Below are 13,854 nucleotides of genomic sequence, written 5' to 3' on the forward strand. Positions count from 1 at the left end.
CGGCCTGCACGAGTCAGCGCAGTCCGCCGAGGACGCGGTACACCCCGAGGGTGCCCTTGAGGGCTCCGGGCGGCGTCGTCGAGTGGAACGGCTGTGAGGGGCGCACCATGGAAGGGCGCGAGCACGACATGGGGGTGACCCGGTCAGGAGTCCGCCGGTGGCACGTGGACGGTTGCGGATCTACCTCGGGGCCGCCCCCGGGGTCGGGAAGACGTACACGATGCTCGCCGAGGGGCAGCGGCTGCGTTCACGGGGCGCGGATGTGGTCGTCGGCTTCGTCGAGCCGCATGGGCGTCGGCCGACAGCGGCCATGGCCGCCGGTTTGGAGACGATCGCCCGGCGTACGTTGAGCCACCGAGGTGCGCTCTTCACCGAGATGGATCTCGACGCGGTGCTGGCCCGCAGTCCCCAGGTCGCGCTGGTCGACGAGCTGGCCCACTCCAACGTTCCGGGGGCCCGCAACGCCAAGCGATGGCAGGACGTGGAGGAGCTCCTGGCCGCCGGCATCGATGTCGTCACCACGCTCAATGTCCAGCACCTGGAATCCCTCAATGACGTGGTACGGCAGATCACGGGGGTCGCGCAGCGGGAGACCCTGCCCGACGAGGTGGCCCGCCGGGCCGACCAGATCGAACTGGTCGACCTGCCGCCGGAGGTGCTCCGCCGCCGCATGGTCCATGGCGACATCTATCCGCCGGACCGCATCGAGTCCGCCCTCACCCACTACTTCCGGGTCGGCAACCTCATCGCCCTGCGCGAAATCGCCCTGCTGTGGCTCGCCGACCGAGTGGAGGAGGGGCTGCAGCGCTACCGCGCGGAACACGGCATCGTCGCTCCCTGGGAGACCCGGGAACGCATCCTGGTGTCCCTGAGCGGCGGGCCGGAGGGCGAGACCCTCATCCGCCGTGCCGCGCGGATCAGCGCTCGTACCCCCGGCACCGAATTGCTGGCCCTCCACGTGGTCCCGGAGGACGGGCTCACCCGCGACGACCCGGCGGTACTGGACACCCAGCGCACCCTTGTGGAATCGCTCGGGGGCACCTACCACCAGACCTCTGGCGAGGACACCGTCGACGCCTTGCTCCAGTTCGCCGAGGCGGAGAACGTCACCCAGATCGTGCTGGGCGCGAGTCGGCACGGTCGTCTCGCCTCCCTCCTGAGAGCAGGTGTGGGAGAGCGGACGATCAAGGGGTCCGGCCCCATTGACGTGCACATCGTCACCCATAGGGAGGCAGCAGGGCCTGCTGCGGTGAGGATTCCGCATCCGATCCGTGGCACGGGCCCAAGACGGTCCTGGGCCGCGCTGGTCGGCGCCGTGATGCTGCTGCCCGTACTGACGCTCCTGCTGACCGCGCTGCGTGGCCATCTCGACCTCTCCAGCGACCTGGTGATCTATCTGCTCGCCGTCGTGGTGGTCGCTCTGGTCGGCGGGCTCCACCCCGCGTTGTTCGCCGCGGTTGCCGCAGCACTGCTCGCCGATTACTACTTCACCGCACCGGTGCACTCGCTGGCCATTGAGCGACCGGACGAGATCACCGCGCTCGTGGTCTTCATCGCCACAGCCGCTCTGGTCGGCACGGCAGCGGGAACGGCTGCGCAGCGTACGTACCAGGCCGTACGCGCGACATCGGAGGCGAGGGCGTTGAGCCGCCTGGCCGCCGCCACGATGCGTGGCCAGGATCTGACGGCACTGGTGGAGCAGATCCGGGAGAACTTCGGCCTCAGTGCGATCAGTCTGCTCGAAAGGGATCCGGAAGCATCCCCCGCGCCCCGCTGGTACGTGGTCGCCAGCGCCGGGGAGCGGCCGCCGGAAAAGCCCTACGAGGCGGATGTGGAAAGCCCCGTCGACGACAATCTCACGCTGGCTGCTCGCGGCTCGGGACTGAGCACGGAGGACCAGCGCGTCCTCGCCGCATGCGCCGCCGAATTGGGGCTGGCCCATGCCCGAGGGCGGATCGCCGGGCATTCCGGCGGCACGGACACCTTCGCCGACGCCGAACGCACCCGGGCATCCCTGCTTCTCGCGGCAGGTCGCGATCTGCGTGCTCCGCTGCACACCGCTGAAGCAGCGCTCGTGCGCTTGCGGCATCGACGCGCCGACGCGCCTGCCCCGGAGGAGGCGCAGTTGTTGGACGCTGCCCGCGCGGCGGTGCACCGTGCGGCGCAGTTGGTCACCGATCTCGACGATGTGAGTCGTCTGCACGCCGGGGCATTCGATCTCTACCTCCGCCCGGTCGACCTCAACGAGGTGCTGGGCGCTGCCTTGGACGACCTCGGGCCCGGCGGCCATTCGATCGTTCTGCATCTGCCGGAACAGCTGCCCGACGTGATCGCGGACGCTGCTCTCCTCACTCGCGCTCTGACCGCGCTGGGGGCCGACGCATTGCGTCACAGTCCGCCGGACCGGCCCCCCGTCTTCACCGCCGAGGTCAGGGCCGGCCGCGTGAAGATCCGGGTGGAGGACGGCGTGCCCGTCCGAGGTCCGGAACTGGGCGCTGCGGCCTCCCGGGCTCCGGGTACCAGGGCCGACAGCCTGGCTCTGCGGCTGTCGCGCGACTTGGCCGAGGCCATGGACGGGACCCTGGAGACGACCACTGAGGGCCCCGCCTTCTCGGCGATGCTCACTCTTCCGAGTTCCGCGCCCGGCGGCAGCGCGACATCGGGCCGCGTCGAGTGAATCCCCGCACTCCACCGTCATCCCATCGGCGCACAGGGCGGCAAGGCATTCTCGAAGTCAACTGATATAGCGTCAGAAATGAATCCACCTCGGATGCCGGATCAACCCCATATTCCGACCGGGAGGGCTGAAAAAGCCTGCCCCTGATGCCTCTGCGGGGTGCCTCGCGCATGTCGGACGTCGCGTACATCGGCCTCACGGTAGTGGTGTTCGTCCTCCTCGGCCTGGCCGCCAAGGGGGTCGGACGCCTGTGAGCGTGGAAAACATCGTCGGCTTGATCGTTGCCGCGTGCCTCGTGATCTACCTGGTCATCTGCCTGATCTTCCCCGAGAAGTTCTAGGAGAAGGCCCGGATGAACGACACCCTCGCGGGATGGCTCCAGGTACTCGCCCTGGTGGTCGCGCTAGGTCTCTCGCATCGTCCGCTGGGCGACTGCATGGCCCGCGTCCTGACCACCGATCGCCATTGGCGGGCCGAACGCCTGATCTACCGGGCAGGCGGAGTGAACGGCGACGCCGACCAGAGGTGGTCGGTCTACCTGCGCAGCATCCTGGCCTTCTCCGCGGTGTCGGTACTGTTCCTGTACGCGTTCCTGCGCCTGCAGAACCATCTCCTGCTGTCCCTGGGAATGAAGCCGGTCACCGCGGACCAGTCGTTCAACACCGCGGCATCCTTCGTCACCAATACCAACTGGCAGTCGTATTCCGGCGAGTCGACCATGGGCCATCTGGTCCAGATGGCGGGCCTCGCGGTGCAGAACTTCGTCTCCGCGGCCGTGGGTATTGCCGTCGTGGCCGCGCTGATCCGGGGCTTCAGCAGGAAGATTACCGATCGGGTCGGGAATTTCTGGGTGGACCTGACACGGATCGTGCTTCGCGTTCTGCTGCCCCTTGCGTTCGTCTTCGCGATCGTTCTGGTGGCCGCCGGTACCGTTCAGAATTTCCATGGGATCCACGACATCACCACCATCGCAGGCGGGCACCAGGGCGTGACCGGGGGCCCCGTCGCCTCGCAGGAGTCCATCAAGGAACTGGGCACCAATGGCGGTGGTTTCTACAATGCGAATTCCGCGCACCCCTTCGAGAACCCCAACGCCTTCACCAACCTGATCGAGATCTACCTTCTGCTGGTCATCGCGTTCTCGCTGCCGCGGACTTTCGGGACGATGGTCGGCGACAACCGGCAGGGCTACGCGATTGTTGCCGTGATGGCATTGATCTGGGGCGCATCGGTCGCCATCGTGACCGCCAACGAGCTGCACAGCGTGAGCAGTACGGCCGGTCACGCGGCCGGCGGAATGATGGAGGGCAAGGAGACGCGGTTCGGGATCTGGGCCTCGGCTCTGTTCGCCGTGTCCACCACCGTTACATCGTGCGGAGCGGTCAACTCCTTCCATGACTCGTACACGCCGGGCGGCGGCGGAATGACGATCTTCAACATGATGCTGGGGGAGATCGCGCCCGGCGGCACCGGCTCCGGGCTCTACGGGATCCTGATCCTGGCGATCGTCGCGGTCTTCGTCGCCGGACTGATGGTCGGCCGTACGCCCGAGTACCTGGGCAAGAAGCTCCGGGGCAGGGAGATGAAGTTCGCCTCGCTCTACATCCTGACCACGCCCGCACTCGCGCTGGTCGGTGCGGGGCTCGCGATGGCATTCCCGGGGGAGAGGGCCGCCATGCTCAATTCCGGACCGCACGGCTTCTCCGAGGTCCTGTACGCCTTCGCGTCGGCTGCGAACAACAACGGCTCGGCGTTCGCGGGGCTGAGCGCGAACACCGTCTGGTACAACACCACACTCGGTGTGGTCATGCTCGTCGGCCGGTTCCTGCCGATGGTGTTCGTCCTGGCACTCGCAGGCTCGCTTGCCGGGCAGCAGCCCGTTCCGGTCACCGCGGGCACCCTGCCCACTCACCGGCCGCAGTTCGTCGGGCTGTTGACCGGAGTGATCCTCATCGTTGTCGGTCTGACGTACTTTCCCGCGCTCGCACTCGGCCCCCTTGCGGAGGGTCTGCACTGATGTCCACGACCACCACTCCCGCTCCCACCCCACCGGACGCCGGGCGTCAGCAGCACCGGGTCTCGGGCGGACTGCTCGATCCCAAGCAGCTTCTGACGTCCTTCCCCGACGCCCTGCGCAAGCTGGATCCGCGCTCGATGGTCCACAACCCCGTCATGTTCGTGGTGGAGGTCGGGGCGGTGCTGACCACACTGTCGGCCATCAGGGCGCCCAGCGTCTTCGCCTGGGTGATCACGGCATGGCTCTGGCTGACGTCGGTCTTCGCCAACCTTGCCGAAGCCGTGGCCGAGGGACGCGGCAAGGCCCAGGCGGAGACCCTGCGCCGCACCAAGACGACGACGAAGGCCCGCCGTCTCACCGGCTGGCGGCCGGGCGCGACCGACGCCTCAGAGGAGGTGGTTCCGGGCGCCGGCCTTCGTCTGGGCGATCACGTCGTCGTCGAGGCGGGGCAGACCATCCCCGGCGACGGCGATGTGGTCGAGGGCATCGCGAGCGTCGACGAATCGGCCATCACGGGCGAGTCGGCGCCGGTGATCCGCGAGTCGGGCGGCGACCGGTCGGCGGTCACGGGCGGCACCAAGGTGCTCTCGGACCGGATCGTTGTGAAAATCACTTCGAAGCCGGGGGAGACCTTCATCGACCGGATGATCGCCCTCGTGGAGGGGGCCGCGCGGCAGAAGACGCCGAACGAGATCGCGCTCAACATCCTGCTGGCATCCCTCACGATCATCTTTCTGATCGCGGTGGCGACCCTGCAGCCCTTCGCCATCTTCGCGGGGGCCGAGCAGACCATCGTCATCCTTGTCGCCCTCGTGGTGGCCTTGATCCCTACGACGATCGGCGCGTTGCTGTCGGCGATCGGCATCGCGGGCATGGACCGGCTCGTGCAACGCAACGTGCTGGCGATGTCCGGACGCGCGGTGGAGGCCGCGGGTGACGTCAACACACTCCTGCTCGACAAGACCGGCACCATCACCCTCGGCAACCGCCAGGCCGCCGAATTCCTGCCGGTGGACGGGGTGGGCGTCGAGGAGCTCGCGGACGCCTCCCAGCTGTCGTCGATCGCCGACGAGACGCCCGAGGGTCGCTCGATCGTCGTCCTCGCCAAGCAGCAGTACGCGCTTCGTGGCCGTAGCGAAGGAGAACTCGCCCAGGCACAGTTTGTACCTTTCACCGCTCAGAGCCGGATGAGCGGTGTCGACCTCAACGATCCCCAGGAAACCCTGTCTTTGCGCAAGGGAGCGGCGACGGCAGTGATGCGCTGGGTCCGTGACAACGGCGGCCACCCCACGGCAGAGGTCGGCGGCATCGTCGACGGAATCTCTGCGAGCGGCGGCACCCCACTGGTCGTCGGCGAGGTGTCCCGGCGCGGCGACGTGCGCGGCGCCCGCGTCCTCGGCGTCATCCACCTCAAGGACGTCGTCAAGGAAGGCATGCGTGAACGCTTCGACGAACTGCGCCGCATGGGCATCAAAACCGTCATGATCACCGGCGACAACCCGCTTACCGCGCGCGCCATCGCCCAGGAGGCAGGGGTGGACGACTTCCTGGCCGAGGCCACCCCCGAGGACAAGATGGCCCTGATCCGCCGCGAACAGCAGGGCGGCAAGCTGGTCGCGATGACCGGCGACGGCACGAACGACGCACCCGCGCTCGCCCAGGCGGACGTCGGTGTGGCGATGAACACCGGTACCTCGGCCGCCAAGGAGGCGGGGAACATGGTGGACCTGGACTCCAACCCGACCAAGCTCATCGAGATCGTCGAGATCGGCAAGCAGCTGCTGATGACCCGCGGCGCGCTGACGACCTTCTCGATCGCCAACGACGTGGCGAAGTACTTCGCGATCATCCCGGCGATGTTCGCGATGGTCTACCCGGGCCTGGACAAGCTCAACATCATGCGCCTGCACAGCCCGGCCTCGGCGATCGCCTCCGCGATCGTCTTCAACGCGCTGATCATCATCGCGCTGATCCCGCTCGCGCTGCGCGGAGTGCGCTACCGGCCGTCCTCCGCCGCGACACTGCTCAGCCGCAACATCTGGATGTACGGGCTCGGCGGGCTGGTACTCCCCTTTCTGGGCATCAAGCTGCTCGACCTCTTCATCCAGCTCATCCCCGGCCTGCGCTGACAGACGGCCCGACGAAGAAGAAGGCGGTCCCACAGTGCGCACCCACCTTCCCCCCGTACTCCAGCACCATCTGACCGCCTTGCGGATGCTGCTGGCGTTCACCGTGATCACCGGCATCGCCTATCCACTGCTCGTCACCGGCATCGCCCAGGCCGGTTTCTCCCACCAGGCCAACGGCTCCCTGCTGACGACGAACGGCACACCGGTGGCCTCCGGCCTGATCGGCCAGAACTTCGCCCTGCCGAAGAAGAATCCCAACGACGCGAAGGAGCCGCTGCGCCCCGACCCCAAGTGGTTCCAGCCCCGCCCGTCCGCCGGCGGCTACGACCCCACGATCTCCGGCGCCTCCAACCTGGGCCCGAACAACACCGACCTGATCAAGACCGTCAGGGACCGCCGTGCCGCCGTCGCCGCCTTCGACGGGGTCCCGCCCGTGTCCGTCCCCGCGGACGCCGTCACCGCCAGCGGCTCCGGGCTCGACCCGGCGATCTCCCCGGCGTACGCCTACGAACAGGTCGCCCGCGTCGCGAAGGCCCGCCGTCTCGACCCCGCCGAGGTCAAGAGGCTGGTCGCCCATCACGTCCAGGGACGTGTTCTCGGATTTCTGGGTCAGGAACGCGTCAATGTCGTCGAACTCAACCACGGTCTGGCCAGGCTGATGTGACCAGAATGTGGGGGTTGTGTGCTGCTGGTGCCGTTCCTCGACCGGATGACCAAGGTGAACATGCAGATCGTCACCACGCCCGTACCAGCGCAGGAGGGCATCACGCGGCGCCTGTCGCCCACGCTCGGCGGTGGTGCCGAGGGGGCCGACAGGGGACCGAACAGCAGCTGCGCCACCGAATGCCGGGCCGGCGCTGCCGGGCTGACCGTGATGTCCGGCACAGCGCCGAATCGGGCCGTACGAGTAGCCGTCGTCAATCGCGCGTCAAGGGTCGGGTGTGCGGGATCAAGGGGCCGCTAACGGAGACCTCCGGCCCGTTAGGAGCGGGCATAGCGTCAGTCACTGGTATGCCCCGGCTTGCCGGTAGTCCGGGGTGATGTACCCGTCTCCATGAGGAGTGCCATGAACGACAGCCAGCGTGCCGAGGACCCCGACCCCCTTCAATCGGACCGGACCGGAGCGTTGTTCGTTCCGGTCCGGCCGGGGCCCGCGGGCTACTGTGCCCGCCTCTTTCGTACGCCCCTTGGTGTCCGCACCGCAGTCGCCTTCACCAACGAGCGACGATTGACCCTCACCCTGGGACAGCGGCAGATCTGGATCCGGCTCTCCGAGTCGGCTGTACGTGCCCTCGTCGCGCCCTTGGGGGTTGTCGGCCTCGTCGTCGACCCGCTACTCGCTGCCCCCGGGCCCAGTGCCTCACCCGCGGTGAAGTTCACCCGCCGTCCGGCCCCTGCGCCGCAGCGCGAGCACCGGCCGGACTGGGATCTGCGAGCGGTCGATGTTGTCCACGTGACCGGCACACAGTCGTTGTCTCCTGTATCAACCTCTTGATCGGCTGAGGGAACACCATGACCACAACACTGCCAGGACTGTCCGTTCCGGCGCCGGCACCGACCATGGCGCACGTAGCCCCCGTGCCGCCGAGCAACGCCGCAAGTCTGTCCGTCTGGCCCGCTTCGACGCGGCTCGCCTCCCGCGGCGATGTCGCGGTGGGAGTCGTCTCCCTCGCCGAGGTGGCCGAGCGGGTCGGTACCCCGGTCTATCTCCTCGACGAGGGCGAGGTGCGGGAACGCTGCCGCACCTACCTGCGGGCCTTCCCGGACACCGATGTCGTCTACGCGGCGAAGGCGCATCAGCTCGGCACCCGGCACCGCCCCGAGCCAGGCTGCCGTCTCGTGATCGGCGACCAGGCAGGGCAGGCAGCAGTGACACTCAGGGCGCGAGTGCCGGCGATGCGGCCTCCCATGCAAACCCGTCCGGGTCGGTGAAAGGCCCGGCATCGCCACCGATCGTGATCCGGTGCGCTCCGGTGCCGTCGGGAGAGACACCGGCGTCCTTGGCAAGGGCACGGCGCCTGTACAGCGCCAGCTTGACGGGACTCGACTCGGCAGCGAACTCGACGTACATGCCGCCGAAGCTCTTCGCCACGGCGAAGCCTCGGCCGACGTAGAACCGCTTGCTCGCGGTCACGTCCGCGACCCCCAGCAGGAGCACGATCTCGTCGAACTGCCGGGTGGCCGGGCCGGTGTCCTTCTTCGCCGAGGTGGCGACCTTCCAGACCGTCCCGTCCGGGGCTTGTACGACGCCGCCGTAGCCCCAGAGCGACTTCGCGGCAGGCTTCAGCGGCGTGGCGCCGGCGTCGAGGGCGGCGTCGATGAGGCCGTTGACGGTGGCCGGCCGGGACACCGTGAGCGACAGCGTGAACCCGCGGAAGCCGGTCGTCGGTGCCTGCGAGGCCCGCAGGCGCACCTGTGTGTCCAAACCGAAGGCGGTGGTGTAGAAGTGGTTGGCGGCAGTGGGGTCGGCCACGTCGAGGGTGACGGATTCGATGGATGCCATGGCCATCACGCTAGTTGCGGCTCGGCGACCGGCGCTTCTTGATTCCTGACCGGTCTTGTCACTTGTTTTGCCACACACGGTGGTATCCCCGCCGCAGCGCCCGTCGCGCGGCGCCGGTAGTCGCTGGGCGGCATGCCGACCAGCTCGGTGAAACGGGTGCTGAAGGTACCCAGGGATGAGCAGCCGACCGCGAAGCAGACCTCGGTGACGCTGAGGTCGCCACGACGCAGCAGCGCCGTCGCGCGCTCGATACGGCGCGTCATAAGGTACGAGTACGGCGACTCGCCGTAGGCCAGCCGGAACTGGCGGCTGAGGTGGCCGGCGGACATGTTCACGCCGCGGGCGAGCGCCTCTACGTTCAGCGGCTGCGCGTACTCCCGGTCGATCCGGTCGCGGACGCGGCGCAGTCGCGCGAGGTCGCTCAGGCGCTGCGCCGTGGTGCGTGCGCGCCCCCACGAGGGGTGACACATGAGAGAACTCCTTTTCATCGATGCCCACGAGCACCTGGGCTGCATGCCGGGGCAGGCGGCGAGGTACTCGAGGGCGATGACCGGCTTGCCGGAGTCGACGAGCCGGTCGAGCAACTGCTCGACGTCGGTGGGATGGAGGCCAGTGGTCGGCTCGGCGGGGATGTGGACGCCGCCCTTGTGGGCGGCCGGCGTGCGCGCCTCGGCCTCGGCGGCCGACCGCGAGCACCTGTGCGATGGTGCGGTCGCCGAGGGGGTGGTCGAGGACAGCGGCCCTGAAGCGCCGGCCGCCGCATTCTTCGCAGGTGATCGCGACGCCGGCCATCATGGCCGAATCGATGACCGGACGGCTCAGCGAAGCTCCTGGATGCGGACCAGGTTGCCCGCGGGATCGCGGAAGGCGCAGTCGCGGATGCCGTACGGCTGCTCGGTCGGCTCCTGGACGACCTCGGCGTCGCCGGCCTGCAGCTTCTCGAAAGTGCTGTCGAGGTCCCGGGTGGCCAGCAGGATCCAGCCGTAGGTGCCCTTGGCCATCATCTCGGCGATGATGCGGCGCTCGTCCTCGGTGACCCCGGGGTCGGCGGCCGGCGGCGCCAGGAGGATGGACGTGCCGGGCTGGCCGGCGGGGCCGACCGTGATCCAGCGCATCTTGCCCTGTCCGACGTCGCTGCGGACCTCGAAGCCGAGGGCGTCGCGGTAGAAGGCCAGGGATGCGTCCGGGTCGTCGTGCGGGAGGAAACTCGTGTGAATGGTGATGTCCATGACGGTCAGACTAGGTGCGGCTTCGTGACCCGCGCTTCTCGATTCCTGACCGATCCGGCCACCTGTTTTGCCACACACGGTCGCATCCCCGCCGTCGCGCGCGGGCCGCGGCGACATGCGCGGTGAAGGCCGTCGGAACACGCATCTCGGATGCGCTGGCTTTGTTCACGAGAACGGGTTCTGGCTCACTTTCCGTTTGCGCCGTGAGGCGCTGTTGGTTCGCGTGGAGGTGGAAGACCGTGCGCCAACCCGTTGTCGCAGCAGTGGGGTTGTAGCTGAGGGCAGCCTGATCCGGGTGATGCCGGGGAGGGTGAGAGCGGCCCTGACAAAGCCGGGACGTGTGTGGTACTGCCAGATGGGGCGGGTCCGGCAAGCGTAGGAGTTGTCAGTCCACCCGAAAGGATGACCTGCATACGCACCGCTTCCGGCCCAGATCCGCCAGGTTCGAGCCGGAGGCACCTTAGGAGAGCTCCGTGCCGACCCTCTTGCCGGGGTGAGCGCGCGGGCCGCCGTGCCGGGGCTGGGCGCTTTGCGGCGGGGCCCGGGAGGCTGTCTGACTTGCTTTTCAGACGGACGGGTTGTCCTGGTAGGTGAACGAGTTCCAGGAGGTGCTGCCGCCGGCGGTGGTGACCGAGATGGTGATGTTCTGGCCTGCCGATTGTGGTGGGGCGATGGCGCTGATCTGGGTGTCGGAGATGACGGAGAAGTCGGCGGGGACGTTCTCGAAGGTGACCTGTTGCGTGGTGGCGAGTCGGATGCCCGTGAGCGTTACGGAGGTACCGCCGCTGGTCGATGCGGTGTTGGGGGTGACGTTGGTGATGGTCGGCTGGGGCCAGTAGGTGTAATCGGGGCCGGCCGCAATTCCACCGGGGGTGGTCACGGTGACCGGGACGGTGCCCGGGTTCTGGGCGAAGGCGACGGTGACGGTGAGCTGGGTGTCCGTGGCGGACTGGATGGCGGCGGGGTTGGGGCCGAAGGAGGCGGAGATCGCGCCGGCGAGGTTGAAGCCGGTGATGACGGCGGTGTTGCCGCCGTCGGAGGGGCCTTCGGTGGGGCTGACGTCATTGACCTGGGGGGCTGGGAAGTAGATGAAGTCCCCCAGGAAGCCGGTGCCGCCGGGGGTGGTGACCGTCACGGGGACCGCTCCGGCCCCGGCAGGGTTGACGACGGTGATCGAGGTCGCGGTGCTGGTAAGGATGGTGGCGCTGGCGGTGCCGAAGTGGACGGCGGTGGCGTTGGCGAGGTTGTGGCCGTTGATGGTCACGATGGTGCCGCCTGCGGTGCTTCCCTCGTTGGGGATCAGGGTCAGCGGGATGACGCTGAGTGTGCCTGCGTCGGTGTTGGTCACGTAGAGGCGGGAGTCGTCCGGGGTGACGGCGACGCCGGTTGGGCCTTCCCCGACGCGCAGGTTCCCGGCGAGCGTATTGGTGGCGGCGTCGATCACGCTGACGGTGTTGGAGCCGTAGTTCGCCACGTAGACGTGGGCGCCGTTCTGGCTGACGGTTACGAAACGCGGCTGGTCCCCCACCACAATGCTGCCGGTAATGGTGTTCGTCGCGATGTCGACCACGGCGACGGTGTCGCTGCCATCATTGCTGACGTAGCCGTGGGCGCCGTCCGGGGTGATCCCCACAACAGCGGGTCCGTTGAGCCCGGTGATGGTGGTGGCAACGGTGTTGGTGGCGGTGTCGATCACGCTGATGGTGTTGCTGGCGAGGTTACCCACGTAGACATGGGCGCCGTCCGGAGTGACTGTCACACCGGTCGGCCCATTGCCCACCGCGATGGTCGCGATGACGGTGTTGGTGGCGGTGTCGATCACACTGACCGTGCTCGCGTTCTGGTTCGCCACATAGACGCGGGCCCCGTCCGGGGTGACCGAAACGCCCGTGGCTCCCGCCCCTACCGTGATGCTTGCGGTGACGGTGTTCGTCGCTGTGTCGATCACGCTGAGCAGTGCAGCGTCGGCCACGCTCACGTAGACGTGGGCCCCGTCAGGTGCGATCGCCACGAGCGTGGGCCCCGCGCCTGTGGCGATGGTTGCGGTGACGGTGTTGGTGGCGGTGTCGATCACGCTGACCGCGTTCGACGACCTGTTGGCCACATAGGCGCGCGTCCCGCCGGGCGTGAGAGCCACCCCCAGGGGATTGCCACCAACAGGAATCACGGCGGCGAAGGACGCGGTCAGTGAGAGACGCGTCTCACTTTGCGGAATTGAGCGGACATCGGTCAGGACAGACATGGCATACCCCTTGTTCGCGAAGCGGGATGCCGCCCATGTCTCGCGCAGGCGAGAGCCGCATCGCCGCGTAATCGGACGATAGAGACCAACTCGCCTTTGGGCCGGAGACGATGAGTCAATTCAGAATTACCCTGATAACCAAGGCTTTCAACACATACTCCCAAAGTGTGATCATCGGTCAAATGGTTTGAGGGTCATCAGGTGTACATGCAGGCGCCTGGGGTGGTGGTGCCGTCAGGGACGAGTGGATCACGCGGTTGGCCAGGACCCGGTCGTAGGCATCGCTGCCGCAGGCGCTGTGGCTGTGCGTGCTGCTCACCGCTGTGATCGGCTGGGACCTCTCGCCGGCTGTCCCCGTCGCCATCACGATATGGGCCGGATGGCTCCGGGGGGCTTTTGGGCATGTGGGCCGGATCGAAGACAACTTCAAGGTGACGGCCAGCCACCGCCCCGCTGAGCAGGTCCGAACCGCGGTGCCGGGATTGCTCCCGGTCCGTTTCTCCGGACCTCTCGCTGAGTGAAGTAGGCCGCCGACGAGGTGCCCGTGGTTCGGGTCCTTTTCCGACGCCCCCTTCCCGAACCGGACTGGCCAGTTTCCCGGCATCCGGCTCTCCAGTGATCATTTCCGTGATGGTGCGGTGCCCCGTCCGGCATGGATGTCCTCGTGGCAGCGGCGGCAGATCACCAGGGTCTTTCGCCGTCGTTTCGCCATGAGGTGCACCCATGCGGGCTTGTCCCGACGTCCGGGCTGGTTGAGGTCGGCGAGCTTGCGGACGTGGTGGACCTCAAGGTTCGTCCGGGCTTCGCAGATCTCGCAGCACTCGGCGAGGAGCCGGTGGATCAGCTCGTTTCGCTTCATGCTGGCCATGACAGGCCGTTGGTCGGTGAGGACTGCCGTGCGCTGTCGCTTGAGCGGGATCCCGCCGAAGCGGGCAACCAGCGGCTTCCTTCCTCGGTCGCGTGGGACGGTGACGGTCAGACAGGTTCGCGGTCCTTCAGGTGTCTCGACGGTGCTCTTGTACTTCCGAGCCATCTTCGTGACCGTCGACCGGTGCTT

General features: G+C 67.9%; 12 protein-coding genes and 1 pseudogene. 8 read left to right on the forward strand and 5 right to left on the reverse strand.

The features are described 5' to 3' along the window. The first annotated feature begins 157 nt into the window (after positions 1-157). The 8 genes and pseudogenes from IEZ15_RS31890 (at position 158) to IEZ15_RS47295 (ending at position 8,755) form a co-directional block, all read left to right on the forward strand. Entirely contained in the window at positions 158-2,677 is a 2,520-nt protein-coding gene (locus IEZ15_RS31890; RefSeq protein WP_189280455.1) for a sensor histidine kinase, read from the forward strand. A gap of 250 nt (positions 2,678-2,927) precedes the next feature. After that, entirely contained in the window at positions 2,928-3,017 is a 90-nt protein-coding gene (gene kdpF / locus IEZ15_RS31895) for a K(+)-transporting ATPase subunit F (RefSeq protein ID WP_093898595.1), read from the forward strand. A gap of 12 nt (positions 3,018-3,029) precedes the next feature. Continuing rightward, positions 3,030-4,694, forward strand: a complete 1,665-nt coding sequence (kdpA, locus tag IEZ15_RS31900; protein ID WP_189280456.1) for a potassium-transporting ATPase subunit KdpA — start codon at positions 3,030-3,032, stop codon at positions 4,692-4,694. After that, positions 4,694-6,823, forward strand: coding sequence for a potassium-transporting ATPase subunit KdpB (gene kdpB, locus IEZ15_RS31905; RefSeq protein WP_189280457.1), 2,130 nt, complete (start codon positions 4,694-4,696; stop codon positions 6,821-6,823). Before kdpA ends, kdpB begins: the two co-directional genes overlap by 1 nt. 34 nt (positions 6,824-6,857) lie before the next feature. Further along, positions 6,858-7,487: a potassium-transporting ATPase subunit KdpC gene (kdpC, locus tag IEZ15_RS31910; RefSeq protein WP_268250453.1), complete on the forward strand. Its 630-nt coding sequence runs from the start codon at positions 6,858-6,860 to the stop codon at positions 7,485-7,487. 12 nt (positions 7,488-7,499) lie between these two features. Then, positions 7,500-7,595: pseudogene (locus IEZ15_RS45290) on the forward strand (slipin family protein); the annotation flags it as partial. 294 nt (positions 7,596-7,889) lie between these two features. Next, on the forward strand, positions 7,890-8,318 hold the full coding sequence (locus IEZ15_RS45295) for an SAV_915 family protein (protein ID WP_229846227.1): 429 nt from the start codon (positions 7,890-7,892) through the stop codon (positions 8,316-8,318). A 17-nt stretch (positions 8,319-8,335) separates the two neighbouring features. Beyond that, entirely contained in the window at positions 8,336-8,755 is a 420-nt protein-coding gene (locus IEZ15_RS47295) for a hypothetical protein (protein ID WP_189280458.1), read from the forward strand. On the opposite strand, the gene IEZ15_RS31920 is transcribed toward IEZ15_RS47295, so the two are convergent. From IEZ15_RS31920 to IEZ15_RS45305, 5 genes are all read right to left on the reverse strand, one after another. Continuing rightward, positions 8,700-9,326: a VOC family protein gene (locus tag IEZ15_RS31920; protein WP_189280459.1), complete on the reverse strand. Its 627-nt coding sequence runs from the start codon at positions 9,324-9,326 to the stop codon at positions 8,700-8,702. The genes IEZ15_RS47295 and IEZ15_RS31920 overlap by 56 nt on opposite strands. Positions 9,327-9,331: 5 nt before the next feature. Next, positions 9,332-9,796 (reverse strand): helix-turn-helix transcriptional regulator, encoded by a 465-nt coding sequence (locus tag IEZ15_RS31925; RefSeq protein ID WP_189280460.1) that lies wholly within the window; start codon positions 9,794-9,796, stop codon positions 9,332-9,334. Between the two features lie 348 nt (positions 9,797-10,144). Beyond that, positions 10,145-10,555, reverse strand: coding sequence for a VOC family protein (locus tag IEZ15_RS31930; RefSeq protein ID WP_189280461.1), 411 nt, complete (start codon positions 10,553-10,555; stop codon positions 10,145-10,147). A gap of 565 nt (positions 10,556-11,120) precedes the next feature. After that, a complete protein-coding gene (locus IEZ15_RS31935; RefSeq protein WP_189280462.1) occupies positions 11,121-12,797 on the reverse strand; it encodes an IPT/TIG domain-containing protein in 1,677 nt (558 codons plus the stop codon). A 619-nt stretch (positions 12,798-13,416) separates the two neighbouring features. Then, a partial coding sequence (locus IEZ15_RS45305; RefSeq protein WP_444545163.1) for an HNH endonuclease occupies positions 13,417-13,854 on the reverse strand: 438 nt, incomplete at its 5' end.

The sequence above is a fragment of the Streptomyces atratus genome (genome assembly GCF_014648655.1).
Classification (GTDB): Bacteria; Actinomycetota; Actinomycetes; order Streptomycetales; family Streptomycetaceae; genus Streptomyces; species Streptomyces atratus.

Excerpts from the sequence above, each read along its gene's own strand:
- kdpA (WP_189280456.1), top strand. The coding sequence starts at position 3,030 with ATGAACGACACCCTCGCGGGATGGCTCCAGGTACTCGCCCTGGTGGTC.
- kdpB (WP_189280457.1), top strand. The coding sequence starts at position 4,694 with ATGTCCACGACCACCACTCCCGCTCCCACCCCACCGGACGCCGGGCGT.
- IEZ15_RS45295 (WP_229846227.1), top strand. The coding sequence starts at position 7,890 with ATGAACGACAGCCAGCGTGCCGAGGACCCCGACCCCCTTCAATCGGAC.
- IEZ15_RS47295 (WP_189280458.1), top strand. The coding sequence starts at position 8,336 with ATGACCACAACACTGCCAGGACTGTCCGTTCCGGCGCCGGCACCGACC.
- IEZ15_RS31920 (WP_189280459.1), bottom strand. The coding sequence starts at position 9,326 with ATGGCATCCATCGAATCCGTCACCCTCGACGTGGCCGACCCCACTGCC.
- IEZ15_RS31925 (WP_189280460.1), bottom strand. The coding sequence starts at position 9,796 with ATGTGTCACCCCTCGTGGGGGCGCGCACGCACCACGGCGCAGCGCCTG.
- IEZ15_RS31930 (WP_189280461.1), bottom strand. The coding sequence starts at position 10,555 with ATGGACATCACCATTCACACGAGTTTCCTCCCGCACGACGACCCGGAC.
- IEZ15_RS31935 (WP_189280462.1), bottom strand. The coding sequence starts at position 12,797 with ATGTCTGTCCTGACCGATGTCCGCTCAATTCCGCAAAGTGAGACGCGT.